We start from the raw sequence: 23,357 nt of genomic DNA, 5'->3' as shown, positions 1-23,357 counted from the left end.
GCGGGGCTCCTGAACAGGCCCGCAGTATAGCGAGCCACCTCAGGGGCTGTAGGAGCGAGCTTGCTCGCGAACCGCATAGCACCGTGCCTTGCAGGTTCGCGAGCAAGGGCTAGGCGCCCCCCTCGTTCCTACGAAGAGCAGAAAGCGCCGTGGGCGCTCAGGCGGTCTTCTTGCGGTACGCGCAGTAGCCGGGGCGCGGGCCGACCTGCGGGTGGTTGCGGCAGGTGTCCGGACGCTTGGCGTAGACGGTGCACAGGCGCGTCTTGCGGTCGAGGAAGTAGCAGTCGCCGTTGCTGGTGCGGGTCAGGGTGAAGATGCCGCTCTTCTGGTTGAAGCGCTCGACGACACCTTCCTTCAGCAGGCGCTTGGCGATGTTCTTCGCCGGTTCGTCGCGCTCGAATTCGTCGACGACGCCGATGCGGATCAGGTCGTTGACGTTGACTTCCGCCGGCATGGTGCAGCAGGTGGCGTTGCAGTCCTTGCACAGGCCCGAGCTGTACTTGGCCCAGGTTTCCAGGCGGTCGAGTTCGGCGTTGGCGATCAGCGGCGGTTTTCTCATGGCGGCATTCGGCAGGGTGGAGCGAGGCGCGCATCATAGTGGCCGGCGCGAAGAATTGCGCGGCCTTTCGACGAACAGGGGCTATCAGGCCGTCGAGAAGGCCGCGAGCCCGCCGTGGTCCTGCAGGTACTGGCGGAAGTCCGGGTAGCAGAGGCGGAACCAGGGCGTGAAGCGCTCCGGGTGGGCGGCCATCTCGGCTTCCAGGTCGGCCAGGGCGATGTAGCGGAAGTCGTCGGCTTCCTCGGGATCGGGCTGCGGCGGCTGTTCGTCGATGGCGCCGAACAGGTGGCCGTATTCGTGCTCGGTCATGCCGTTGGCCAGCTCCAGGCGATAGCTGAACTCGAACAGCTTGCGCAGCGCGACCTGGACGCCCATTTCCTCGCGCAGCCGGCGCTCGGCCGCGTGCTGCGCCGACTCGTCGGGGTACGGGTGGCCGCAGCAGCTGTTGCTCCACAGTCCGCCGCAGTGGTACTTGCCCAGCGCGCGGCGTTGCAGCAGCAACTCACCGGCGCGGTTGAACAGGTATACCGAGATGGCCCGGTGGCGCAGCCCCAGGTGGTGCGCCGCGTGCTTCTCCATCGTGCCGGTCGGGTTGTCGTGTTCGTCGACCAGGATCACCTGGATTTCGGTCATGGGACTCTCCTGCGAGCGTGCTGTTCGCTGTCCTCCAGCTTATCAGCCCTTGCGGATCATCCAGATGCCGACGGCGATGGCGGCCATGCCGGCGATCTTCAGCCCGCTGACCGGCGCTTCGCGGAAGCCGGCCCAGCCGAAGTGGTCGAGGGTCATGGCCATGCCCAGCTGGCCGGCGAGCACCAGCACCATGAACATCAGTGCCCCGACGCGCGGCGCGGCGAAGGCGGCGATGAAGATGAAGAACATGCCGAGGAAACCGCCGCACCATTGCCACCAGGGCAGCTCGCGCAGGGCATTGAGGCTGGGGAACTCGCGGTTGGCCAGGGTCAGTACCAGCAGGCCCATGGTGCCGACGAAGAAGGAGATCAGCGCGGCGGCCAGCACGCTGGATACCTGCTTGGCCAACTGGCCGTTGATGCCGGCTTGCAGGGGCAGGCGCCGGCGATCAGGGGTAGTACGAACATCCACCAGGGCGGCGTGGGCATGGAATGACTCCTGGGCAATCGAAGCGAAAAGGGCAGCCGGCTAGTATGCACCAGACTGGAGCATCTCTCTGCCCGATTCCTGGAGCCGCACATGATGACTTTGCCCTCCCGCACCCTGAGCGTCCGCATCGAGCGACGTTGGGGCGAGGCCTACGAGTTTCTCGCCGCACCGCAGAATTTCCCGCGCTGGGCCTCGGGGTTGTGCCATGCGATCGAACCGCTGCAAGGCGACCTTTGGCTGGCGCAGACACCACAGGGGCCGCTGCGGGTGCGCTTCTCGCCGCACAACGCCTTCGGCGTGCTGGACCACGCGGTGCTGCCTGAGGACAGCCCGGCGATCCACATTCCCTTGCGGCTGATCGCCAATGGCGATGGCTGTGAATTGCAGCTGACCCTGCTGCGCCAGCCGCAGATGGACGACGCCACCTTCGAGCGCGATGCGCAGTGGGTGGAGAAGGATCTGCAGGCGATCAAGGTGTTGCTGGAGTCTGCGTGATGCCGGTGCGTCCCCTGTAGGAGCGAGCTTGCTCGCGACCCCCTGCACCGCAGCAGGCGGGAAAACTGTTCGCGAGCAAGCTCGCTCCTGCGAAGAGCCGTCAAAGGCGTGCTGCCAACTCCGCGCCCTCGCGGATCGCTCGTTTGGCATCCAGCTCCCGTGCCACGTTCGCGCCGCCGATGACGTGGTAGCGCAGGTTCTCCGCCGCCAGCGTCGGCTGCAATTCCAGCAACGGCTCCTGCCCGGCGCAGATCACCACGTTGTCTACCGCCAGGCACTGCTCCCGGCCTTCGATCCGCAAGTGCAGGCCGTCATCGTCGATGCGCAGGTACTCCACGCCGCCGAGCATGTGCACGCCGTACTGCCTGAGGTGCGCGCGGTGCACCCAGCCGCTGGTCTTGCCCAGTCCGGAGCCGGGCTGGCCGGGCGTGCGCTGCAGCAGCCAGAGTTGCCGGCGCGGCGCCACCGCGATTGGCGGGATCAGCCCGCCCGGCGTGGCGTTGTCCAGGTCGATGCCCCACTGGCCCAGCCAATCGCCCAGCGGCTGCGGGCCGTCGCGCTCGGCGAGCAGGAAGCTGGCGACGTCGAAGCCGATGCCGCCGGCGCCGATCAGCGCGACCTTCTCGCCCACTGGCGCGCCGCGCAGCACGTCGAGGTAGCTGAGCACCTTGGCGTGGGCGATGCCCGGAATCTGCGGCGTGCGCGGACGGATGCCGGTAGCGACTATCACCTCGTCGTACTCGCCCTGCAGTTCGCCTTGGGCGATGCGCCGCCCCAGTTGCACCTCGACGCCCAGCTCGCGCAGGCGCACGGTGAAGTAGCGCAGCGTTTCGTGGAACTCCTCCTTGCCCGGCACCCGCTTGGCCAGGTTGAACTGCCCGCCGATCTCCTCGCTGGCCTCGAACAGCGTCACCCGGTGCCCGCGTTCGGCGGCCACGCAGGCGGCGGAAAGCCCGGCAGGGCCGGCGCCGATCACCGCGATACGCTTGTGCACCCGCGCCTTGCGGTAGCGCAGTTCGGTCTCGAAGGCCGCACGGGGATTCACCAGGCAGCTGGCGCGGCGGTTGGCGAAGGCGTGGTCGAGGCAGGCCTGGTTGCAGGCGATGCAGGTGTTGATCGCCTCGGCGCGGCCGGCGGCCGCCTTGGCCACGAACTGCGGGTCGGCCAGCAGCGGGCGGGCCATGGAAACCAGGTCGGCGTGCCCCTCGGCGAGCAGCCGCTCCGCTACGTCCGGGGTATTGATGCGGTTGCTGGCGATCACCGGCACCCGCAGTTCGCGGCGCAGGCGCGCGCTGATTTCGGCGAAGGCCGCGCGCGGCACCGAGGTGACGATGGTCGGCACCCGCGACTCGTGCCAGCCGATGCCGGAGTTGAGCAGGTCGATGCCGGCGCCCTCCAGTGCGCGGGCGACAGTGCGCACGTCGTCCCAGCTGTTGCCGCCTTCCACCAGATCCAGCAGCGACAGTCGATAGCTGATGATGAAGCGCTCGCCCAGCGCGCGGCGGATGCGCCGGACGATCTCCAGCGGCAGGCGCATGCGGTTGCCCAGGTCGCCGCCCCAGCGGTCGCGGCGCTGGTTGGTGCGCGGGCAGAGGAACTGGTTCAGCAGGTAGCCCTCGCTGCCCATGATCTCCACGCCGTCGTAGCCGGCGGCCTGGGCCAGCTTCGCGCAGCGGACGAAGGCAGCGAGGGTGCGCAGGATGCCGCGCTCGGAGAGTTCGCGCGGGCTGAACCAGCTGATCGGCGACTTGATCGGCGAGGCGGATACCACCAGCGGGTGATAGCCATAGCGCCCGGCATGCAGAATCTGCAGCAGGATCTTGCCGCCCTCGCGCTGCACCGCCTGGGTCAGGCGCCGGTGCGCCGGCACCTGCAGGCCGCTGGTGAGGCTACTGCCCAGCGGCAGCAGCCAGCCTTCGCGGTTGGGTGCGAATCCGCCGGTGATGATCAACCCGACGCCGCCGCGCGCCCGCTCGCGGTAGTAGGCGGCAAGCTTGCCGAAGTCCCACAGGCGGTCCTCCAGCCCGGTGTGCATCGAGCCCATCACCACGCGGTTGCGCAGCTGGGTGAAGCCCAGGTCGAGCGGGGCGAGCAGGTGAGGGTAGGGTGAGGCGGGCGTGGACATGGAAGCAACCGTGGGCATTGGAGTTCACATCACCCTATTGGCTTGCCGTGCGTCGGTGAACGGCCCGGATGCCATGCCGTTCGGGCATTTCGGTCAAGCCAGCGGTTGACAGCGGGCGTATCGGACGCAGACTTTCCGCTATGGCAGGGCTTCGTGCCCCGAACGCAAGCTGAAGTGACGGGAGGACGTCATGAAAGCGATAAGAAGAAGACATGCGCGCCATTACCTGCTCGCGATTCTCATCGGGCTGGCCCTTCTGGGGCTGCATGAGTCCCTCCAGACCGACCGCCAGCAGTCCGCGTGCCGCCCCGACGGCAGCAGTCTCTCCTGCGCCTACCCCTGATGCTCCTTTGGGAGTATTGCCCCGTCCGCTCCCGGTGACGGACTGACGCGCGTCAATGCGCCGCAAAAGCCCAGCGTGCATGGTCTGCCCCGCTCAAGCTGGCGCATCGGCCCGGCTTGGCTATCTTTTAAGCAGCAAGGGTCCGGCCATGTACCGGACGTCCGCTGCCTGATCAGGAGACGCACGATGGATATGAACCGTCGGCAATTCTTCAAGGTTTGCGCTGTAGGCCTTGGAGGATCGAGCCTGGCGGCACTCGGGGTTGCGCCCCCGGATGCATTCGCCGACCAGGTCCGCCATTTCAAGCTTGCGCGCACCGTCGAGACCCGCAACACCTGCCCGTACTGTTCGGTGGGCTGCGGCATCCTCATGTACAGCCAAGGGGATGCGGCGAAGAACGTTGCGCAGAACATCATCCACATCGAGGGTGATTCCGATCACCCGGTGAACCGCGGCACCCTCTGCCCGAAAGGCGCGGGCCTGCTCGACTTCGTCCACAGCCCCAACCGCCTGAAGTACCCGGAAATCCGCGAGGCGGGTTCCAGCGAGTGGAAGCGCATCGGCTGGGACGAGGCGCTGGACCGCATCGCCAAGCTGATGAAGGAGGACCGCGACGCCAACTTCATCGAGAAGAACGCCCAGGGCCAGACGGTGAACCGCTGGCTGACCACCGGCTTCCTGGCCGCGTCGGCGTCTTCCAACGAAGCGGGCTACATCACCCACAAGGTGGTGCGCTCCCTGGGACTGCTGGCGTTCGACAACCAAGCGCGTGTCTGACACGGCCCGACGGTGGCAAGTCTTGCCCCGACGTTTGGCCGTGGAGCCATGACCAACCACTGGACCGACATCAAGAATGCCGATCTGGTTCTGATCATGGGCGGCAACGCCGCTGAAGCGCATCCGTGCGGCTTCAAGTGGGTGACCGAGGCCAAGGCGCACAACAAGGCGCGCCTGCTGGTGGTCGACCCGCGATTCACCCGTTCCGCTTCGGTGGCCGACTATTACGCGCCCATCCGCACCGGCACGGACATCGCTTTCCTCGGCGGCCTGATCAACTACCTGCTGGAAAACGACAAGTACCAGAAGGAATACGTGCACAACTACACCGACGTCTCCTTCATCGTGAAGGAAGGCTTCGGCTTCGAGGACGGCCTGTTCAACGGCTACGACGCCGAGAAGCGCACCTATCCGGACAAGTCCTCCTGGCAGTACGAGCTGGGCGAGGACGGCTTCGCCAAGGTTGACTCGACCCTGCAACACCCGCGCTGCGTGTTCAACCTGATGAAGCAGCACTACAGCCGCTATACGGCGGATGTGGTGAGCAACATCTGTGGCACGCCCAAGGACATGATGCTCAAGGTGTGGGAAGAGATTTCCACCACCGCCGCACCGGACAAGGTGATGACCATCATGTACGCCCTGGGCTGGACCCAGCACTCGGTGGGTGCGCAGATGATCCGCACCGGCGCGATGGTCCAGCTGCTGCTGGGCAACATCGGCATGCCCGGCGGCGGCATGAACGCGCTGCGTGGCCACTCCAACATCCAGGGGCTGACCGACCTCGGGCTGCTGTCCAACTCGCTGCCGGGCTACCTGACTTTGGCCGGCGACGCCGAGCAGGACTACAACGCCTACATCGCCAAGCGCACCGCCAAGCCGCTGCGCCCGGGCCAGCTGTCCTACTGGCAGAACTATCCCAAGTTCCACGTCAGCCTGATGAAGTCCTGGTTCGGCAAGTCGGCCACCAAGGAAAACAACTGGTGCTACGACTGGCTGCCCAAGCTGGACATGCCGGGCGCCGGCTACGACGTGCTGCGCTACTTCGACATGATGTACCAGGGCAAGGTCAACGGTTACTTCTGCCAGGGATTCAACCCCATAGCCTCCTTCCCCAACAAGGCCAAGGTCAGCGCCGCGCTGGCCAAACTGAAGTGGATGGTGGTGATGGACCCGCTGGCCACCGAGACCTCCGAGTTCTGGCGCAATGCCGGCGAGCACAACGACGTCGATACCAAGTCGATCCAGACCACCGTGTTCCGCCTGCCCACCAGCTGCTTCGCCGAGGAAGACGGCTCCATCGTCAACTCCGGCCGCTGGCTGCAATGGCACTGGAAGGGCGCCGAGCCGCCGGGCGAGGCGCGTACCGACATCGCAATCATGGCCGGCCTGTACCACCGCCTGCGCAATGCCTACGCCAAGGACGGGGGCAAGTTCCCCGATCCGATCCTCGGCCTGGACTGGAGCTACCTGAAACCCGACGAACCCGGCCCGGACGAGCTGGCCAAGGAGTACAACGGCAAGGCCCTGGCGGACCTGGTCGACCCGGCCAACGGCATGGTCCTGGCGAAAGCCGGCGAACAGCTGCCGGGCTTCGCGCTGCTGCGCGACGACGGCAGCACCGCCAGCGGCTGCTGGATCTTCGCCGGCTCCTGGACGCAACTGGGCAACCAGATGGCCCGCCGCGACAACAGCGACCCCTACGCCATGGGCCAGACCCTGGGCTGGGCCTGGGCGTGGCCGGCCAACCGGCGCATCCTTTACAACCGCGCCTCCGCCGACCCCAGCGGCAAGCCCTGGGATCCGGTGAAGAAGCGCCTGGTGTGGTGGAACGGCAAGGCCTGGGGCGGCACCGACGTGCCGGACTACAAGGTCGACGTGGCGCCGGAAGCGGGGATGAACCCGTTCATCATGAACCCCGAAGGCGTGGCGCGGTTCTTCGCCGTCGACAAGATGGCCGAGGGTCCGTTCCCCGAGCACTACGAGCCGTTCGAGACGCCCATCGGGATCAACCCGCTGCACAAGAATCCGCAGGCCATCAGCAGTCCGGCCGCGCGGGTGTTCAAGAACGACATGGAACTGTTCGGCAAGGCCGACGAGTTCCCCTACGCCGCGACCACCTACCGGCTCACCGAACACTTCCACTTCTGGACCAAGCATTGCCGTCTGAATGCCATCGTCCAGCCGGAACAGTTCGTCGAGATCGGCGAGGCGCTGGCCAAGGAACTCGGTATCAAGGCCGGCGACCGCGTGAAGGTCTCCTCCAACCGCGGCTACATCAAGGCGGTGGCGGTGGTGACCAAGCGCATCCGTCCGCTGCAGGTCAACGGCAAGACCGTGCACCACGTGGGCATCCCCTTGCACTGGGGCTTCTCCGGGGTGGCGCGCAACGGCTACCTGACCAACACCCTGACCCCCTTCGTGGGCGACGGGAACACGCAGACTCCGGAGTTCAAATCCTTCCTCGTCAACGTGGAAAAGGCGTGAGGTGAAGCATGAGTAGCCAAGACATCTACGCCCGCTCCGCCACCACCACGCCGATGCCCTCGGTGCGGCGCGAGGAGGAAGTGGCCAAGCTGATCGACGTGTCCAAGTGCATCGGCTGCAAGGCCTGCCAGGTCGCCTGCTCGGAATGGAACGAGCTGCGCGACGAGGTGGGCCACAACCATGGCACCTACGACAACCCGATCGACCTGACGGCGGAATCCTGGACGGTCATGCGCTTCACCGAATACGAAGCGCCGGCCGGCAACCTGGAGTGGCTGATCCGCAAGGACGGCTGCATGCACTGCGCCGAGCCGGGTTGCCTGAAGGCCTGCCCGAGCCCGGGGGCTATCGTCAAATACGCCAACGGCATCGTCGACTTCAACCAGGACCACTGCATCGGCTGCGGTTACTGCATCACCGGTTGCCCCTTCAACATCCCGCGCATCTCGCAGAAGGACCACAAGGCGTACAAGTGCACCCTGTGTTCCGACCGCGTGGCGGTGGGCATGGAGCCGGCCTGCGTGAAGACCTGCCCGACCGGCGCCATCGTCTTCGGCACCAAGGAGGACATGAAGGAGCATGCCGCCGAGCGCATCGAGGACCTGAAGTCGCGCGGCTTCGAGCACGCCGGCCTGTATGACCCGGAAGGCGTGGGCGGCACCCACGTGATGTACGTGCTGCACCACAATGACCAGCCGTCGCTCTACGCCGGTCTGCCCGACAAGCCGGCGATCAGCCCGCTGGTCAGCCTGTGGAAAGGCATCACCAAACCGCTGGGCCTGCTGGCCATGGCGGGCGTGGTGCTGGCCGGGTTCTTCCACTACACCCGCACCGGTCCCAACCGGGTGGAAGAGGACGAACCGGGCGGTGCCGATCCGGAGGCGCCGGTGCACAAGGTCGACCCGTCGGTGCATCGCTATGACCCACGTGAGCACCCATGACACCCCAGGCAGTCGCTTTTGCCCCCTCTCCCTCGGGGAGAGGGCTGGGGTGAGGGCTACGAGGATCGAGACATGAAGAAAGACATCCAGCGCTACAACGCCAACGAACGGAGCAACCACTGGATGGTGGCCATCCTGTTCTTCCTCGCCGGCCTCTCGGGGCTGGCGCTGTTCCACCCGGCCATGTTCTGGCTGACCAACCTGTTCGGCGGCGGCCCGTGGACGCGCATTCTCCACCCCTTCCTCGGGGTGGCGATGTTCCTGTTCTTCCTCGGGCTGGTGGTGCGTTTCGCCCACCACAACCTGGTGGAGAAACGCGACGTGCAATGGCTCAAGCAATGGCGCGACGTGGTCGCCAACCGCGAGGAAAACCTCCCGGAAGTCGGCCGCTACAACGCCGGGCAGAAGCTGCTGTTCTGGATCCTGCTGCTATGCATGCTGGTGCTGCTGCTGACCGGCTTCGTCATGTGGCGGGCCTACTTCAGCCAGTGGTTCGGCATCGACATCATCCGCCTGGCGTCGCTGCTGCACGCCTTCGCCGCCTTCGTGCTGATCTGCAGCATCCTGGTGCATATCTACGCCGGGATCTGGGTGAAGGGCTCGATGGGCGCCATGCTCTACGGCTGGGTCAGCCGCGGTTGGGCGCGCAAGCACCACAATGGCTGGCTGAAGGACGTGGAGAAGGGCAAGGGCCACTGAGTGTCGACGTAACCGCCGGCTGGCACTGACTTGCCAGCCGGCACGGACAGTCCCCTCTCCCTTCAGGGAGAGGGCTAGGGAGAGGGCCCTTTCTGGCCCCGCTCCGAACCCAACAAGGAGTCCTGCGTGTCAGGCCGAATTCTCGAACCCGGGCAGATCGAAGCTGCCGCCAACATCCCTCCGCTGTTCAACCTGCCGTCTCCCGATCTCTTCACCCGCCGCGCCGCGCGCCTGCGCGAACTGGCGCCGGGTAATCCGCTGCAGGGCTACCTCGAACTGATCGCCGGCGTCTGCGACGCGCAGCAGGCGCTGCTCGATCGCAAGCTGCCGCTGCCAGGGCCTGACGCCACCGCTCTGGCCCGCAGCCATGAACACCGCATGCCGCCGCTGGCCTACGAAGTGCTGGTGCGTGAAGGCGCCTGGTTGCCGCTGCTGGACGCCTTCCTCGACGCCTATGAACCCACCGCCAACCCGGCTATCGTCCAGGCGCTGAAGGCCCTGGGCGGCGCCGACGAAGGCCAGCGCAAGGCCTGGGCCCTGGGCCTGCTCAACGGCCAGTTCGACCTGCTGCCGCCAGCCCTGGTGCCCTTCCTCGGCGCCGTGCTGCAAGTCGCCTTCAGCCAGTGGTTGCTGCAACTGCCCGAGGATGCCCTGGCGGAAACCGACAGCCAGACCCTCTGCCCGGCCTGCGGCGCGCCGCCAGTGGCCGGGATGATCCGCCATCAGGGCAAGCACGCCGGCCTGCGCTACCTGTCCTGCTCGCTGTGCTCCTGCGAATGGCACTACGTGCGGGTCAAGTGCAGCCACTGCGCCGAGAGCAAGGGCCTGGCCTATTACTCGCTGCAGCGCGAAGGCGTCGCCAGCGACCAGGCGCCGCTCAAGGCCGAGACCTGCCCCGGCTGCCAGTCCTACCTCAAGCAGTTCTACCTGCAGCACGACAAGCACGCCGAGGCCCAGGCGGACGACCTCGCCAGCCTTGCGCTGGACATCCGCCTCGCCGAGGACGGCTACCTGCGCACCGCGCCGAACCTGTTGCTGGCGCCAGGCGGCTCCTCGTAGGGCGTACAAGGCTCCGTCTTGTACGCCGTCTGGCCTCGGCATCACTGCGCTCCGGGGTCAACCCCGGTGCAGATAAGGGCCGAGGTGCATCGGCGTATAACCGCGAACGGTGATACGCCCTACACTGACTCCAGCCATTGACTCCGCATTAAGGCCCGTCCATGACCTCGGTACGCCTGCCCTCCATCGACCGCCTGCTGCGCAGCCCGGCCTGCCAGCCGCTGCAGCAGCGCTATGGCCGCGAGGCCCTGCTCAAGACCCTGCGCGATCTGCTCGACGAACTGCGCGAGCCCGCGCGCCACGGCCAGCTGGCCGCCGTCGAGCTGGAAGAGTCCGTGCTCGCCGGCCGCGCCGGCGAACGCCTCGCGGCGCACCATGCCAGCCATGTGCGGCGGGTGTTCAACCTCACCGGCACCGTACTGCACACCAACCTCGGCCGCGCGCTGTTGCCGGAAGAAGCCATCGAAGCCATTACCCTGGCCGCGCGCTACCCGCTCAACCTCGAATTCGATCTCGCCACCGGCAAGCGCGGCGACCGCGACGACCTCATCACCGGGCTGATCCGCGAGCTGACCGGCGCCGAGGCCGTCACCGTGGTCAACAACAACGCCGCCGCCGTGCTGCTGGCGCTCAACAGCCTGGGGGCACGCAAGGAAGGCATCATTTCCCGCGGCGAACTGATCGAGATCGGCGGCGCCTTCCGCATTCCCGACATCATGTCCCGCGCCGGGGTGAAGCTGGTCGAAGTCGGCACCACCAACCGCACCCACGCCAAGGACTACGAAGCCGCCATCGGCCCGCGCTCTGGCCTGCTGATGCGTGTGCACACCAGCAACTACAGCGTGCAGGGCTTCACTGCCAGCGTTGCCACCCCGCAGCTGGCGCAGATCGCCCACGCCCACGACCTGCCGCTGCTGGAAGACCTCGGCAGCGGCACCCTGGTCGACCTTACCCGCTGGGGCCTGCCCAAGGAACCGACCGTGCAGGAAGCCCTGCGCGACGGCGCCGACATCGTCACCTTCAGCGGCGACAAGCTGCTCGGCGGCCCGCAGGCCGGGCTGATCCTCGGCAGCAAGGAACTGATCGGCAAGATCAAGAAGAACCCGCTCAAGCGCGCCCTGCGGGTGGACAAGCTGACCCTCGCCGCGCTCGAAGCTGTGCTCAATCTCTACCGCGATCCGGATCGCCTCGCCGAACGCCTCACCAGCCTGCGCCTGCTCAGCCGCCCTCAGACCGACATACGCGCCCAGGCCCAGCGCCTGGCGCCGACCTTGGCGAACCTGCTTGGCGAGGTCTGGAGCGTCAGCGCCGAAGACGCACTGGGCATGATCGGCAGCGGCGCCCAGCCGGTCGCCCGGCTGCCCAGCGCCGCATTGTGCCTGCGCCCGAACCAACCCAAGCGCCAACGCGGACGTGCATTGCTCGACCTGGAAGAACGCCTGCGCTGCCTGCCCATCCCCGTGCTCGGCCGTATCGACGACGACGCCCTCTGGCTCGACCTGCGCCAGCTCGACGACGAGCCCGGCTTCGTCGCCCAACTGCCGCTGCTGGCTGAGGACAAGGCGTGATAGTCGGAACCGCCGGACACATCGACCACGGCAAGACCTCCCTGCTGCGCGCCCTCACCGGCATCGAGGGCGACCGCCGCCCGGCCGAGCGCGAGCGCGGTATCACCATCGATCTGGGCTATGTCTACGCCGACCTTGGGGATGGCACGCTTACCGGCTTCATCGACGTGCCGGGCCACGAGCGCTTCGTCCACAACATGCTCGCCGGCGCCAGCGGCATCGACCTGGTTCTGCTGGTGGTCGCCGCCGACGACGGGGTGATGCCGCAGACCCGCGAGCATCTCGCCATCGTCGAACTGTTGGGCATCCGCCGTGCCATCGTTGCGCTGACCAAGGCCGACCGCGTACCTGCCGAGCAGGTGGAACACGCTGCGCGTGACGTACAGGAACTGCTCGCCGAAGGACCGCTGGCCGGAGCTCCGATCTTCCCGGTCTCCAGCGTCAGCGGCGAAGGCATCGACGCCTTGCGCGAAGCGCTCGGCGAAGCCGCGCGCGAAACCTTCGAACGCGGAGCGTCGGGCGGCTTCCGCCTGGCGGTGGACCGAGCCTTCAGCGTCAGTGGTGCGGGGATCGTCGTCACCGGCACTGCCTTTGCCGGCACTGTCCGCATTGGCGACGAATTGCTGCTGGGCAATGCGGGGCGACGCGTGCGAATTCGCGGCCTGCACGCGCAGAATCGCGAGGCTCAGCAGGCCCACGCCGGCCAACGCGTGGCGCTGAACATCGCTGGCGAGCGTTTGAGCCTCGAGCAGATTCATAGGGGCGACTGGCTGATCGCGCCGGAGCTGCACGCACTCACCACGCGCATCGATATCGACCTGCACCTGCTGCCCAGCGAGACGCGGGCCTTCGTGCATTGGACGCCGGTTCATGCGCACCTTGGCGCCCAGGACGTCACGGGCCGCATCGCCCTGCTCGAAGATGAGCGCCTGCCGGCGGGTGAGCGCACCTTCGCGCAACTGGTCCTCAACGCCCCCAGCCATGCCGTCCACGGCGACCGCCTGGTGCTGCGCGACCAGTCCGCCCAGCGCACCCTCGGTGGTGGCCGCGTGCTCGACCCCTTCGCCCCGGCGCGCAACCGCCGCAACCCTGAACGCCTGGAGCAACTGCGTGCCTTGCAGAGCGATAGCCTGGAAAGTGCCTTGCCGACCCTGCTGGCACACGCCAGCAACGGGCTCGACCCGGCGCTGCTGGCGCGGCAGTTCAACCGCCCGCGAGAGACCTGGGAGCTTCCTGCCGGGTTGGTCGAGGTTGGCACCCGTCTCGGTCCGCGCCTGTTCTCGGCACAGCGCTGGAGCGCCCTGCAACAGCAGGTGATCGACGCCCTGCAACGCTTCCATGAAGAAGCCCCCGACGAGCTCGGCCCCGACCGCGACCGCCTGCGCCGCTACGCCTTGCCGCAGTTGGAGCGCCCCGTCTTCATCGCCCTGCTGGAAAGCCTGCTGACGGATAAACGCATCGACAGCAGCGGCCCCTGGCTGCACCTGCCCGATCACCGCGTACAACTGGGCGAGGCAGACGAGCGCTTGCGCGAGCGCCTCTGGCCTTTGCTGCTCGCCGGCGCCTTCGATCCGCCTTGGGTACGCGACCTGGCCCGCGAGCTGGCGGTGGAGGAGGGCGACATACGTCTGCTGCTGCGCAAACTCGCCCGCCTGGGGCAACTGCACCAGGTGGTGAAGGACCTGTTCTACCCGGAAGAAACCCTGCGCCAACTCGCCGCCCACGCCCTGCATCTGCGTGACGACGCCGGCATCATCCGCGCCGCCGCCTTCCGCGACCGCATCGGCATCGGCCGCAAGCGCTGCATCCAGCTGCTGGAATACTTCGATCGCATCGGCTTTACCCGGCGTTTCGGCAACGAGCGGCGGATTCGGGAGGATTCGGCGCTGGCGAGCGCTGCGCCGGAGGGCGGCTACGGTAAGGTCCTGAAAGCCAGGATCAACGCTGATCGAGCTTGAATGGCCGCCGGAGAAGGGCGGTCGAAGCGGCTCTAGTGGCAAGCAAGGCCAGGGGAATGGGCCACGGATCGAAGTAGGTGAAAGGCTATTCAAGCCTCCTGCGGCATCGCTGCGCTGGCGCCGTTCAAGGCAATGATGGCAACATCCAGGCTCCCGATCCGCCGACGCACTCCAGTGCCGGCACCAGTCCAGGGAAGGCAAGCACGCCCGGTGGCGTGGCCGGGCTTCAAACCCGGTGGGGGACGGCAGCCGTTCCTGGGTGGGTTCGACTCCCACTGCCTTCCGCCACTTTCCCTTGGTTACATCCGGCACCACTGTTCTTCGCAGGGAATGCCGTCACCGTCGCCATCCATCTTCATGCCAGGACAGCTTCGCAGGAAAGCTTTGGCCTCCGCGCAGGAGGTCATTTGCGAGCAGTACTGGCGACCGTCGCAGCGTACGTTGGGAGTTGTTTCGATGCTGGCGGCTGGGGGGAGTGCCGTTTCGGTGGGCTGAGGGCTCATTGGCGGAGCGGAGGATGAACGAAAGAGCCGGGACTGCCAATCCGGATTGTCCATGTATTGCCAGGCGAGCAGCGCCAGAGCTGCGAGGAAGATCCATTTCTTCATGGGGGCCACCAGAATTGTGTTGCTTGCAATTCTAGTGGTCGAACCCATTGGATTCCTATGGCGCTCGGGGATCAGCCGCCACAGCGGTCGTCACCGCGGCGTGTCGAGGTCGCGCAGTGTCACTACTGCCCCCACATCATCCGCTGCTGCTGCGCCGAGTAATCGTCGCTCTGCAGCTGGATGCGTGTGGGCTGGCGTTCGAGGTTGTCTTCGCCGAAGGATTCCCGCACGGGCGATTCGATGGCGCTGAAATGGTTGTAGTGCGGGGCGTCGGCGCAGCCGGCGAGGGTGATGCAGGCGATGGTGACCACGGAGAGCTTGAGCATGGGAGAGTCCTCCTGGAGTGAGCTTCGAGAGTCGGCCCGGAGGATTAACGGTGGATTAAGGGGGGCAGCTTGTGGCGAGTGCGGCGTTCCAGTGTTGGACAGAGGAGGGGCCTGCGGTAGCGCCCCATGTTCGCGAGCTGCGTCCTTGGGGCGCTGCAGGAATCGCCCGGCGGAATCAGTCCAGCACGTTGCTCAGGACTTCGTAGATGACGCCGGTGGCGATGGTGACCAGGAGCAAATCGGTACCGGCCTGCTGCCACTCGTAGCCGTCGTAGCGGGGGAGGCGGCCGATCAGGCGACCGTCGAGTTTCTTGGCGATGCCGGGCGGCAGCGGTTTGCCGCGGGCGAGGTTCTTCCGGATGCCCGGCGGCAGGGCGGCGCCCGGGCTCCAGTAGTCGCGGTTGTGATCGAGGATCACGCGAACACCGCCGATATCGATCTGCGGGCCGCCTTGCCAGTTGTTGCCACCTTGTCCCTGGTAACCCTGATTGCCGTGCTGCGCGTTCTTGCTGTGGCTGTTGCCCTTGCCGTTGCCCGGGTCGGCCAGCAGCATCGGGCTGGCGCCGAACAGGGCAAGGCCAAGGGTCGTTGCCAGCAGGGTATTGAGTCTGGGCATCTCCATGTTTCCTCCGTCCTGGAATCCTGTTGTTGCTGAGCGTAGCCGCTGTTATAGCTTTCAGGTCCTGTGTGAGTTGGTACACATGTGCTTACATTTCGTCGGAAAGCCCCGAACCATTGGAGCTCTAGTCCTGTCAGAAGGGTATCTCAACCCCGCCCCTGGAGGCGTCTTGATCATGAAGAAAACCCTGGTTGTTGCAGCAGTCTGTGCTTTCGCTCTCGGCGCCACAGCCATGCTGCCCGCCGACCTCTCGCCGATTGGTTCGGTTTATGCCAAGGGCAATGGCGGCGGTGGTGGCGGTAATGGTGGTGGCCACGGCGGCGGTAACGGTGGTGGCAATGGCAGTGGTCATGGCGGCGGCAACAGTGCCGGCCACAGTGGTACCAATGGTGGCGGTGATGGCGATGGAAATGGTCACGGCAATGGCAAGGGCAAAGGCGCTCTTGGCCATACCAGTGACCCGTCCGACGGTAGCTCCGGCATCCACGGCGCGAAGCGCAATGGCAAGGTCGAAGGCGTCGAACACGCCGGCAAGGCCACTCGCGACCATGGTGTGAGCGGCAATCACAACGGCAGCACCAAGAACGACAGCAAGGGCCATGGCGCGACGACTTCGTCCGTGGCCCATTCGAAGGATACCCGTGGCCTGTCCAAGGCAACGGCAATTTCCGACACCACGCCGGGCACCCACAATACCAAGGGCCTGGACAACGCTTCCGATAACTCCACCAAGAACGACCACGACGACGATTGAGTCGTCTCGCGGCCAGGGACGGCCGCTATCCCTCTCCCTTTCTTAGCGCACCGGAAAATCGAAATAGGTCGCGGGATAAGGCTCGGCTTTCAGCCGGTAATGCCACCATTCCGCAGCGTAGGGTTCGAAGCCGTGGCGCAGCATGGCCTGGCGCAGCGTCTCGCGGTTGCGGGTCTGCTGCACGCTGGCCAGCGGCGTGCCATGATGGGAAATGGGGCCGAAGAAGTCGAAGCGGCTGCCCATGTCCAACTCCTCCCCCGTTTTTGCATCCACCAGCGTCAGGTCGACGGTACTGCCGCGCGAGTGCCCGGAGTGCTGGGCGATGTAGCCGTCGCGGAACAGCGCGCGCTTGTCCTGGTCCGGGTAGTAGCGGGCCTTCTGCCGGGTATCCTGCGGATCAGCGGCCCAGCGCTTGAAGGCTTCCACGGCACGCTGTGGCCGATAGCCATCGAAGATTTTCAGGGCCAGGCCGCTCAGGGCGAGGTCCTGTTCCACGGCGGCCAGCGCAGTGGCGGCTTCGCGGGTGAGGATGATCCGCGCTGTCTGGTAGCCGTCGATGGGCTCGCCGACGAAGTTGTTGGAGCCGGCGTAGCGCACGTCGTAGCGGGCGGATTTCAGTACCTGGTCGAGGTAGACGAAGCCGGGTTGCGCCGGTTGATCGGCACGCAGTGGCAGGCAGGCGAACAGCAGCAGCGGGAGCAGGAGGCGCCAGCGTTGTGCCGTGCCTGCGCGGCTCACGGGCGTAGGGCCTGCACCCCGTCGTCTTCGGGGTCGTAATTGTCCAGGTACATGCGTCGGGCGAAGGCGTCCAGCGCGGCCTGGCCTTGCAGGAAGCGGCCGCGGACGGCGGCCCAGTCGTCGGGCTTCAGGCGCACCATCCAGCCCTCACCGTAGCAGTCCTGGTTGATCAGGCCCGGTCGGCGCACCACCGCGTCATTGCTGGCGAGGATATGGCCCGCCAGTGGACTCCGCGCGGAGGAGGCGGCCTTGGCGAATTCGACCACGCCGAAGCTGCGGTCGCTCTCGATGTGCCAGCCGTCGCGCTTGGGGGTGAAGGCGAAGATCTGTCCGTAGAGGGCGCAGCCGTAGGCGGTGAGGCCGAGGGTCACCGCGCCGCCGGACTCCTCGCGCAGCCAGAGGTTGTACTCGGGGGCGTACAGGCGGTCGTTAGGAAACTCCAGACCGTGCAGCTTCACAGGGTCAGCACCCGGTCGTATTCGAGGATCATCCGCGCCAGCTCGCCGCCGCTGGCGATCTCGTCGACTTCCTCGATCAGCCGGCTTTCGTCAATCGGCACGCCCGGCGCGCGGCACATCAACAGGCGTGCGCCGGCTTCCTTGGCCTGCTGGATGAAGTGGCTGATGGGCTCGCCACCCTCGGCGGCGTAAAGGTGGTCGGCGACGTCCTGAAAGGCCAGGCGGGTGCCTTCGCCGCTGAGGAACAGGGTCACCTGGGCGTCCATGCAGGCCAGCAGGGTGGCGGTGTAGAAGGGCGCCGCGCAGCGCGCCGGGGTGCTCGGGCCGCTGCTGACGATGATCAGCACCCGCTGCCGGTCAGATGGGGTCAAGGGCTTTCTCCAGTTGTACCAGGGCGATGCGCCGGCCCTGCGGGTCGGCGCGCTCGACGATGGCCTGCGGCCGATAACCCAGCCGAGTGTAGAGCAACAGCCCGGCGGCGTTGGCGTTGAAGCAGGACACTTTCATCACCCGCGCCTTGTACTGGTCGCGGGCGAGTTGCTCCATGATCTCGATCAGGTACTGGGCCACGCCGTGCTGGCGCGCCCAGGGGGCGACCATCATGTTGCCCAGCGCGCAGTACTCGCGCGGTTGCCACTGGTAGAAGTTGGCGAAACCCGCCACGCGGCCGTCCAGCAGGGCGAGGGTGCTGCCGCGGCGCTCGGCCATGGCGGCGGCGAGTTGGCCGACGGTCAGCGGCCAGCTTGCCTTGGGGTAGCAGTAGAAAAGTTCGTCGCGATCCTGGGGAAAGCGCACCACCTCGTCGAGGTCGCCAGCGGCGGCAGGGCGGTGGCTGAGGACTGGATGTTCCACGCTCGCTCCCGGCTCAGTGCGGTGGGTACTGGGCGATGACTTTCTGCACCGTCTCGCGGATCGCCGCCTCGCGTTCGGCGGGCGTGGGCGGGCTGCTGCGCATGACCTGCTCGCCGCTGCCGCGCCAGACCAGCTTGCCGTCCTTGCCGTCGAACAGATCGACCTGGATGGTGGCGACCTTGTAGGTGACGGTGCGGGTCTCGGCCATCGGCGGCGGGCCCCAGTAGCCACCCCAGTAGCCGTTCCAGTAGCCACCGCTGTAGGAGGTGATCTGGTCCTGGCGCTGGTCGACGATCAGGTAGGCGCGCACTTTCACGTCGCCGATGTTGCCGTTCTGGGCCTGGCGCAGACCGCGTTGGTCGAACTCGTCGGCGACGGCCTGGCTGATGCGTTGCTCGGTGAGGTCGCTCTTGATGCGCGGATCGTCCGGGCGGTACTCGAACGAGGGTTGCGCCCAGCTCCAGGTCAGGTAGCGGGAGAAGTCGCGGGTGGTGTCGTAGTCGCGGCTGACGCTGGTGGTTTCGCACGCTGCGAGGCCCAGCACCAGGCCTAGAAACAGTGAACGGCACAGCAAACGGCGGATCATGGTGGATTACTCCTGATAGAGCTTCCATCCAAGCGCAGAGTCCGCGCAAAGGCAAGCGGCAGAGCGGTTGCGGGTGCCTGCGGAGCCGTTCGGCCGGCAACTTCCCTGGCCGCTGCCGGCTCAGCCCGGTGGGTAACCATCCATGGCCTTGCGCGCGGCCTCGCGCAGCGCGCGGGCCTGGTCGCTCTGGCTGCTGCCGTTCTCGTATTCGGCGCTGCCGTTCCACACCTCCTGATGGCTATGGGCGTCGAGCAGAGTGATGCGCACCACGCTGACGGTGACCACGTAGGTGCGGACGACCGGGTAGTAACCGCCGCCGTACCACGGATCACCCCAACCGCCGTAGTAGCCGCCGCCGTAGTAGTCGGTGGTCTGCCGGGTGCGTTGCTCGCTGGAGAGCTGGGCGCTGACCAGCAGGTCCGCCGGGGCATTGTTCCTTGCCGGGCGCAGGCCGCGCTGGTCGAGGGCTTCGCTGACGGCATCCTGCAGCGGGCCACCGAAGCCGGTGCCGTCGGCCCAGCTCCAGGAGCGGTAATGCCCGTAGTCCATCGGCGCGGCCGGGTAGCTGCCGGGGTCGAGCCCCGGGTGGGCGGCCGAGGCCGGCGCGGGCGGCATCGGCAGCGTGGTGGCGGTATAGGGATTCGGGCTCTGGCAGGCGGCCAGGGCAGCGAACAGCGTCAGGATCAACAGGTAACGCGGCATGACGGACTCCCGCACGCCCGGACCGGTCGGCGTGCGCACCCGCAGACTATGCACCTAATCCTGCGGCCGGCACAGCCAGTGCAGGTAGCGGCCCAGGCCGGCGAAGGCGGGATGTCGACGGTATTGCAGTTCCATCTCAACCAGGTCCAGGGGCTCGGCCTTGTGCTGGAACTCCACCGGCATGTAGTCGTGGAACACCCGCACGCCGCTGCGTGCCTCGATACGCCAGTGCCCGTCCATGGCTGCTTCCAGCGTGCGCGGGTCGAGCGGTTCCTGCGGGGTCAGGCTCTGGCCCTCGCCGGAAAAACGGTTCTTGCGCAGCTTGCGGAAATGCCCTTTGAGCAGGTTGCGGTAGATCAGCGCATCGCGGTTGTAGAAGGCCAGGGACAGCCAGCCGTCGCTGCGGACCAGCTGGTGCAGCACGGGGAGAATGGCCAGCGGCTCGGCCAGCCACTCCAGCACGGCGTGGCAGATCACCAGGTCGTAGGGCTCGTTGAGCTGGCCGAGCAGGTCCTGCCAGGGGGCTTCGATGAAGGTGGCGTGGAGTCCGGCTTCGGCGAAGCGCTGGCGGGCGCCTTCGAGCATTGGTGCGGCGGGTTCGGCGAGGGTGACGTCATGGCCGCGCCCGGCCAGCCAGAGCGACATGTGGCCCAGGCCCGCACCGATATCCAGCACGCGCAGCGGCCGTTCCGGCAACGCTTCGGCAAGGTCGGCCTGGAGCACCGCGAGGCGGATCGCGCCCTTGGCGCCGCCGTAGATCTTCTCGGCGAAGCGCGTGGCCAGCTCGTCGAAATGACGGTCGCCGGTCTTTGGGGAGCCGCTCACTTGGCGCCCCCCTCGATGAAGCGCCGTTCGCTGTCGGCTAGTTTGGCGAGCACCGCCTGCTCCATGTCGATGCCCAGTTCCGCGCACAGCAGCAGCAGGTAGAGCACGATGTCACCGACTTCCTGGCCGGCGTGGGCCAGTTTTTCCGGTGGCAGCTGGCGCGATTCGTCTTCGCGCAGCCACTGGAAGATTTCCACCAGCTCGGCCATTTCCACGCTGGCGGCCATGGCCAGGTTCTTCGGGCTGTGGAAGCGACTCCAGTCGTTGTGATCGCGGATGGCGTGCAGGCGCGTGGTGATGGCTTCGAGATTCATATAGCTTCGAGGTTCATGCAGATGGGGCTCCAACGTGAGCCCCATAGCTTCAAGCCTCGCGCATCAAACGTCCAGCGGGCTCCAGCTGCCGGCCATGTGTGGCAGGTCGTCCTTGCCGCGCAGGCTGAACTGCCCGGATGGCGCCGGTTCGCTGGCCAGCAGGTTGACGGAGGCGGGCAGCAGCACCGGCTTCTGGAAGCGCACCTCGACCCTATAGCCGGCCATCGGCAGCTGCTCGCCCAGTGCCGCCAGGCTGCGTGCCTTGTTCCACAGGCCATGGGCGATGGCGCGGGGGAAGCCGAACAGTCGGGCGCTGGCGGCGGACAGGTGGATCGGGTTGTAGTCGCCGGCGACGCGGGCGTAGCGCCGGCCGATGTCCGCCGGGCAACTCCAGGCGTCGATCTGCTCCAGCGGCAGTTCGGCGCTCTCCTCCCGTGCCGGCGGCGTGCCGTCCAGGCGCATGCCGCGGAACAGGATGCGGCTGTCGCCCTCCCAGAGCAAGCCGAGCTGGTCATGGAGCTGGGTGATGATGCTGAAGGTCACGCCCTTCTCATGGGGTTGCAGGTTGTCCACCCGCACGCTGACGTTGAACGGCCCGAGCCCGCCCAGGGGCCGCAAGACGCTGATACGGTTCTCCAGGTGCACCAGGCCCAGCAGCGGGAAGGGGAAGCGTGCATCGGTGAGCAGCCCCATCTGCAGGCCGAAGGCCAGGATGTGCGGGTAGGTGGGCGGCAGCACGTGGTTGTCGGGGAAGCCGCAGACCTTGCGATAGCGCTCAAGGTGCTTCGGATCGACCGTGACCGGGCAGCGCAGGCCGCGGGTCGGCAGGCTGCGGCCACGCACGCCACGGCGCAGGGCGGCGCGGACGAACAGGCCGGTGAGAGCGGGGGGAGCGGACAGGTCGAGCCAATCGCGGGGCATCGGGTATCTCCTGAGGGGCAAAAGGGGCTGCTGGCGTTTCGGCGCGAGCCGCGTTGCTGCGTCAAATCACGCCAGGCTAGACGCGGGGCGACGGTAATGGCGTTCCCTTGCCTAGCCCCGCAACGACGCATGGCGTGATTTGCCGCGCAACCCGAAGGGACGGGCCGCATTTTGCGCAGAGCGTCGTTACTCGTCGTTCATTTGGAATGACCAAACCACACTCCTCGCGCCTAGCCCTGCGCAAAATGCGGCGCCTTCGCGGCCGTGCCGAAACGTCAGCAGCCCCTTATCAGCTTAGCCAGTGCTCTGCATCGGGCATTGGCCGTGGTAACGCGGCGCGCGGCAGGCAAGTCAATCTGACCGCCCGGTCGCCCGGAGATTTCATTCAATGGCCTTCCTGATTCTCTTGAGGGGGGAGAGAAAAGCTGCCTAAGATGGGCCCGCCTCATGGATAACTAGAAAAAACACCATGCGTGATCTGACCGACGATGTGGCGCTGATGCGCCCGGTGATCGACGCCCTGCGCGCCAGCGGCACCGACCCCGACCGTGTACTGGCGCGCGTCGGCCTGCCCGCCGGCAGCCTGCCCGCCGGACGTTTCCCTCACAGCGCCCAGAACCTGTTCTGGAAGGCCGCCGCCGAAGAGTGTGGTCAGGAGCACGTCGGCCTCCACCTCGCCGGCCACCTGCCGGCGTTCCACGGCCTGCTGCTGGAATACCTGTTCCTTTCCAGCTCGACCTTCGGCGAAGGCCTGCGCCATGCCCTGCGCTACGCACGCCTGCTCTCCGACACCCTCAACGCGCGCCTGGAAATCGAGGGCGAGCGCGCCGTGTTGCTGCTTGGCCATGTGGCCGGGACCAACCGACATTTCCCGGAAATGCTCGCCGGCGCGGTGGTCCGCCTGTTCCACGCCCTCACCGAGGGGGACTTCAAACCCTACGAGGTGCAACTGATGCACGAAGCGGGTGCGCCCGCCGAGCGCTACCAGGCGGTCTACGGCTGCCCGGCGGTGCTGGGGGCCGAGCGCTACGCCCTGGTGTTCGACGCCGCCGTGCTGGACAAGCCTTCGCGCCATGCCGCGCCGGAGCTGCTGCGCATGCACGAGTCGCTGGCGCGCCGGCAACTGGCGGAGGTCGAGCGCCTGGACCTGGTGCGCAAGGTGCGCGAGCTGATCGGCGTGCTGCTGGTGGACGGTGGCGCAACCCTGGAGCAGGTCGCCGCCCGCCTGGACATGCCGGCCCGCCGCCTGCGCGAGCGCCTGGCCATGGCGGGGGTGCGTTTCAACGACCTAGTCACCGACTACCGTTGCCGGCTGGCCAAGGACCTGCTGCTCAAGACCGATGAACGCATCGAGGTGATCGTCGAGCGCACCGGGTTCTCCGAGCCGAGCACCTTCTACCGCGCCTTCAAGCGCTGGGTCGGCGAGACCCCGGTGGAGTTCCGGCGCCGGGGCCGGCCGCAGACTCCGGCGGAGTGATCGAACATCTTCGAGTGGGCTGCTGAGTAGGCTTTGCGCGCTTT

25 protein-coding genes, 1 tRNA gene and 1 pseudogene are annotated in these 23,357 nt (G+C 66.9%); 11 read left to right on the top strand and 16 right to left on the bottom strand.

Annotation, left to right across the window (positions count from 1 at the left end):
* Positions 1–157: 157 nt before the first annotated feature.
* The 3 genes and pseudogenes from ACAW63_RS01105 to ACAW63_RS01095 all read right to left on the bottom strand — a co-directional run bounded on the left by ACAW63_RS01105 (position 158) and on the right by ACAW63_RS01095 (position 1,680).
* Positions 158–559: a YkgJ family cysteine cluster protein gene (locus tag ACAW63_RS01105; RefSeq protein WP_371231066.1), complete on the bottom strand. Its 402-nt coding sequence runs from the start codon at positions 557–559 to the stop codon at positions 158–160.
* A gap of 84 nt (positions 560–643) precedes the next feature.
* On the bottom strand, positions 644–1,192 hold the full coding sequence (idi, locus tag ACAW63_RS01100; protein ID WP_371231065.1) for an isopentenyl-diphosphate Delta-isomerase: 549 nt from the start codon (positions 1,190–1,192) through the stop codon (positions 644–646).
* A 42-nt stretch (positions 1,193–1,234) separates the two neighbouring features.
* A pseudogene (locus tag ACAW63_RS01095) lies at positions 1,235–1,680 on the bottom strand (DMT family transporter).
* A 91-nt stretch (positions 1,681–1,771) separates the two neighbouring features.
* Between ACAW63_RS01095 and ACAW63_RS01090 the strand changes: the two are divergent.
* On the top strand, positions 1,772–2,176 hold the full coding sequence (locus ACAW63_RS01090; protein WP_275608808.1) for an SRPBCC family protein: 405 nt from the start codon (positions 1,772–1,774) through the stop codon (positions 2,174–2,176).
* Positions 2,177–2,276: 100 nt separating this feature from the next.
* Here ACAW63_RS01090 and ACAW63_RS01085 read toward each other — a convergent pair whose 3' ends face one another.
* Positions 2,277–4,319: an FAD-dependent oxidoreductase gene (locus ACAW63_RS01085; RefSeq protein ID WP_371231064.1), complete on the bottom strand. Its 2,043-nt coding sequence runs from the start codon at positions 4,317–4,319 to the stop codon at positions 2,277–2,279.
* A gap of 172 nt (positions 4,320–4,491) precedes the next feature.
* Here ACAW63_RS01085 and ACAW63_RS01080 point away from each other — a divergent pair, with 172 nt between their 5' ends.
* The 8 genes from ACAW63_RS01080 (at position 4,492) to ACAW63_RS01045 (ending at position 14,421) form a co-directional block, all read left to right on the top strand.
* Positions 4,492–4,644, top strand: coding sequence for a hypothetical protein (locus ACAW63_RS01080; protein ID WP_371231063.1), 153 nt, complete (start codon positions 4,492–4,494; stop codon positions 4,642–4,644).
* A 186-nt stretch (positions 4,645–4,830) separates the two neighbouring features.
* The gene (fdnG, locus tag ACAW63_RS01075) at positions 4,831–7,908 is read left to right on the top strand and encodes a formate dehydrogenase-N subunit alpha (RefSeq protein ID WP_371231062.1); all 3,078 of its coding nucleotides are present in this window, start codon (positions 4,831–4,833) and stop codon (positions 7,906–7,908) included.
* 8 nt (positions 7,909–7,916) lie between these two features.
* Entirely contained in the window at positions 7,917–8,849 is a 933-nt protein-coding gene (fdxH, locus tag ACAW63_RS01070; RefSeq protein ID WP_371231060.1) for a formate dehydrogenase subunit beta, read from the top strand.
* A gap of 72 nt (positions 8,850–8,921) precedes the next feature.
* Complete coding sequence (locus ACAW63_RS01065) at positions 8,922–9,548, top strand: formate dehydrogenase subunit gamma (RefSeq protein WP_371231058.1); 627 nt, start codon at positions 8,922–8,924, stop codon at positions 9,546–9,548.
* 126 nt (positions 9,549–9,674) lie between these two features.
* The gene (gene fdhE / locus ACAW63_RS01060) at positions 9,675–10,607 is read left to right on the top strand and encodes a formate dehydrogenase accessory protein FdhE (protein ID WP_371231056.1); all 933 of its coding nucleotides are present in this window, start codon (positions 9,675–9,677) and stop codon (positions 10,605–10,607) included.
* Between the two features lie 161 nt (positions 10,608–10,768).
* Positions 10,769–12,175: an L-seryl-tRNA(Sec) selenium transferase gene (gene selA / locus ACAW63_RS01055; RefSeq protein ID WP_371231055.1), complete on the top strand. Its 1,407-nt coding sequence runs from the start codon at positions 10,769–10,771 to the stop codon at positions 12,173–12,175.
* Entirely contained in the window at positions 12,172–14,133 is a 1,962-nt protein-coding gene (selB, locus tag ACAW63_RS01050) for a selenocysteine-specific translation elongation factor (protein WP_371231053.1), read from the top strand. Before selA ends, selB begins: the two co-directional genes overlap by 4 nt.
* 192 nt (positions 14,134–14,325) lie before the next feature.
* Positions 14,326–14,421, top strand: a tRNA-Sec gene (locus ACAW63_RS01045).
* An 11-nt stretch (positions 14,422–14,432) separates the two neighbouring features.
* Here the strand turns inward: ACAW63_RS01045 and ACAW63_RS01040 are convergent.
* The 3 genes from ACAW63_RS01040 to ACAW63_RS01030 form a co-directional block, all read right to left on the bottom strand.
* On the bottom strand, positions 14,433–14,741 hold the full coding sequence (locus tag ACAW63_RS01040) for an excalibur calcium-binding domain-containing protein (RefSeq protein WP_371231052.1): 309 nt from the start codon (positions 14,739–14,741) through the stop codon (positions 14,433–14,435).
* Positions 14,742–14,863: 122 nt separating this feature from the next.
* Entirely contained in the window at positions 14,864–15,067 is a 204-nt protein-coding gene (locus tag ACAW63_RS01035; RefSeq protein ID WP_275608798.1) for a hypothetical protein, read from the bottom strand.
* Positions 15,068–15,242: 175 nt separating this feature from the next.
* Positions 15,243–15,683 (bottom strand): anti-virulence regulator CigR family protein, encoded by a 441-nt coding sequence (locus ACAW63_RS01030; protein ID WP_371231050.1) that lies wholly within the window; start codon positions 15,681–15,683, stop codon positions 15,243–15,245.
* Positions 15,684–15,861: 178 nt separating this feature from the next.
* Between ACAW63_RS01030 and ACAW63_RS01025 the strand changes: the two genes are divergently transcribed.
* On the top strand, positions 15,862–16,440 hold the full coding sequence (locus tag ACAW63_RS01025; protein ID WP_371231048.1) for a hypothetical protein: 579 nt from the start codon (positions 15,862–15,864) through the stop codon (positions 16,438–16,440).
* Between the two features lie 42 nt (positions 16,441–16,482).
* On the opposite strand, the gene ACAW63_RS01020 is transcribed toward ACAW63_RS01025, so the two are convergent.
* The 9 genes from ACAW63_RS01020 to ACAW63_RS00980 form a co-directional block, all read right to left on the bottom strand.
* Positions 16,483–17,178 (bottom strand): M15 family metallopeptidase, encoded by a 696-nt coding sequence (locus ACAW63_RS01020; RefSeq protein ID WP_371231046.1) that lies wholly within the window; start codon positions 17,176–17,178, stop codon positions 16,483–16,485.
* Positions 17,175–17,636, bottom strand: a complete 462-nt coding sequence (locus ACAW63_RS01015) for a glycine cleavage system protein H (protein WP_371231044.1) — start codon at positions 17,634–17,636, stop codon at positions 17,175–17,177. Before ACAW63_RS01015 ends, ACAW63_RS01020 begins: the two co-directional genes overlap by 4 nt.
* Positions 17,633–18,007 carry a DsrE family protein gene (locus ACAW63_RS01010; RefSeq protein WP_275608792.1) on the bottom strand — a complete coding sequence of 125 codons (375 nt, stop codon included), beginning with the start codon at positions 18,005–18,007 and terminating at the stop codon, positions 17,633–17,635. Before ACAW63_RS01010 ends, ACAW63_RS01015 begins: the two co-directional genes overlap by 4 nt.
* Entirely contained in the window at positions 17,994–18,488 is a 495-nt protein-coding gene (locus tag ACAW63_RS01005; RefSeq protein WP_371231043.1) for an N-acetyltransferase family protein, read from the bottom strand. The genes ACAW63_RS01010 and ACAW63_RS01005 overlap by 14 nt, the downstream gene beginning before the upstream one ends.
* A gap of 13 nt (positions 18,489–18,501) precedes the next feature.
* Positions 18,502–19,074 (bottom strand): DUF4136 domain-containing protein, encoded by a 573-nt coding sequence (locus ACAW63_RS01000; RefSeq protein ID WP_275608790.1) that lies wholly within the window; start codon positions 19,072–19,074, stop codon positions 18,502–18,504.
* A gap of 120 nt (positions 19,075–19,194) precedes the next feature.
* The gene (locus tag ACAW63_RS00995; RefSeq protein ID WP_371231041.1) at positions 19,195–19,776 is read right to left on the bottom strand and encodes a DUF4136 domain-containing protein; all 582 of its coding nucleotides are present in this window, start codon (positions 19,774–19,776) and stop codon (positions 19,195–19,197) included.
* A gap of 54 nt (positions 19,777–19,830) precedes the next feature.
* The gene (locus ACAW63_RS00990; protein ID WP_371231039.1) at positions 19,831–20,601 is read right to left on the bottom strand and encodes a methyltransferase domain-containing protein; all 771 of its coding nucleotides are present in this window, start codon (positions 20,599–20,601) and stop codon (positions 19,831–19,833) included.
* A complete protein-coding gene (locus ACAW63_RS00985; RefSeq protein ID WP_275608787.1) occupies positions 20,598–20,915 on the bottom strand; it encodes a nucleotide pyrophosphohydrolase in 318 nt (105 codons plus the stop codon). Before ACAW63_RS00985 ends, ACAW63_RS00990 begins: the two co-directional genes overlap by 4 nt.
* Before the next feature lie 63 nt (positions 20,916–20,978).
* On the bottom strand, positions 20,979–21,836 hold the full coding sequence (locus ACAW63_RS00980) for a MaoC family dehydratase (protein ID WP_371231038.1): 858 nt from the start codon (positions 21,834–21,836) through the stop codon (positions 20,979–20,981).
* Positions 21,837–22,305: 469 nt separating this feature from the next.
* On the opposite strand from ACAW63_RS00980, the gene ACAW63_RS00975 reads away from it, so the two are divergent.
* Complete coding sequence (locus ACAW63_RS00975) at positions 22,306–23,313, top strand: AraC family transcriptional regulator (RefSeq protein ID WP_371231036.1); 1,008 nt, start codon at positions 22,306–22,308, stop codon at positions 23,311–23,313.
* The last annotated feature ends 44 nt before the right edge of the window (positions 23,314–23,357 follow it).

The sequence above is a fragment of the Pseudomonas sp. QE6 genome, assembly GCF_041379005.1.
Taxonomy (GTDB): domain Bacteria; phylum Pseudomonadota; class Gammaproteobacteria; order Pseudomonadales; family Pseudomonadaceae; genus Pseudomonas.
Note: the sequence above shows the minus strand (reverse complement) of the source record. Positions and strands in the feature narration are given on the sequence as shown.

Coding starts and splice junctions, on each gene's coding strand:
- ACAW63_RS01105 (WP_371231066.1), bottom strand. CDS start 559: ATGAGAAAACCGCCGCTGATCGCCAACGCCGAACTCGACCGCCTGGAA.
- idi (WP_371231065.1), bottom strand. CDS start 1,192: ATGACCGAAATCCAGGTGATCCTGGTCGACGAACACGACAACCCGACC.
- ACAW63_RS01090 (WP_275608808.1), top strand. CDS start 1,772: ATGATGACTTTGCCCTCCCGCACCCTGAGCGTCCGCATCGAGCGACGT.
- ACAW63_RS01085 (WP_371231064.1), bottom strand. CDS start 4,319: ATGCCCACGGTTGCTTCCATGTCCACGCCCGCCTCACCCTACCCTCAC.
- ACAW63_RS01080 (WP_371231063.1), top strand. CDS start 4,492: ATGAAAGCGATAAGAAGAAGACATGCGCGCCATTACCTGCTCGCGATT.
- fdxH (WP_371231060.1), top strand. CDS start 7,917: ATGAGTAGCCAAGACATCTACGCCCGCTCCGCCACCACCACGCCGATG.
- ACAW63_RS01065 (WP_371231058.1), top strand. CDS start 8,922: ATGAAGAAAGACATCCAGCGCTACAACGCCAACGAACGGAGCAACCAC.
- selA (WP_371231055.1), top strand. CDS start 10,769: ATGACCTCGGTACGCCTGCCCTCCATCGACCGCCTGCTGCGCAGCCCG.
- ACAW63_RS01040 (WP_371231052.1), bottom strand. CDS start 14,741: ATGAAGAAATGGATCTTCCTCGCAGCTCTGGCGCTGCTCGCCTGGCAA.
- ACAW63_RS01035 (WP_275608798.1), bottom strand. CDS start 15,067: ATGCTCAAGCTCTCCGTGGTCACCATCGCCTGCATCACCCTCGCCGGC.
- ACAW63_RS01030 (WP_371231050.1), bottom strand. CDS start 15,683: ATGCCCAGACTCAATACCCTGCTGGCAACGACCCTTGGCCTTGCCCTG.
- ACAW63_RS01025 (WP_371231048.1), top strand. CDS start 15,862: ATGAAGAAAACCCTGGTTGTTGCAGCAGTCTGTGCTTTCGCTCTCGGC.
- ACAW63_RS01000 (WP_275608790.1), bottom strand. CDS start 19,074: ATGATCCGCCGTTTGCTGTGCCGTTCACTGTTTCTAGGCCTGGTGCTG.
- ACAW63_RS00995 (WP_371231041.1), bottom strand. CDS start 19,776: ATGCCGCGTTACCTGTTGATCCTGACGCTGTTCGCTGCCCTGGCCGCC.
- ACAW63_RS00985 (WP_275608787.1), bottom strand. CDS start 20,915: ATGAATCTCGAAGCCATCACCACGCGCCTGCACGCCATCCGCGATCAC.
- ACAW63_RS00980 (WP_371231038.1), bottom strand. CDS start 21,836: ATGCCCCGCGATTGGCTCGACCTGTCCGCTCCCCCCGCTCTCACCGGC.
- ACAW63_RS00975 (WP_371231036.1), top strand. CDS start 22,306: ATGCGTGATCTGACCGACGATGTGGCGCTGATGCGCCCGGTGATCGAC.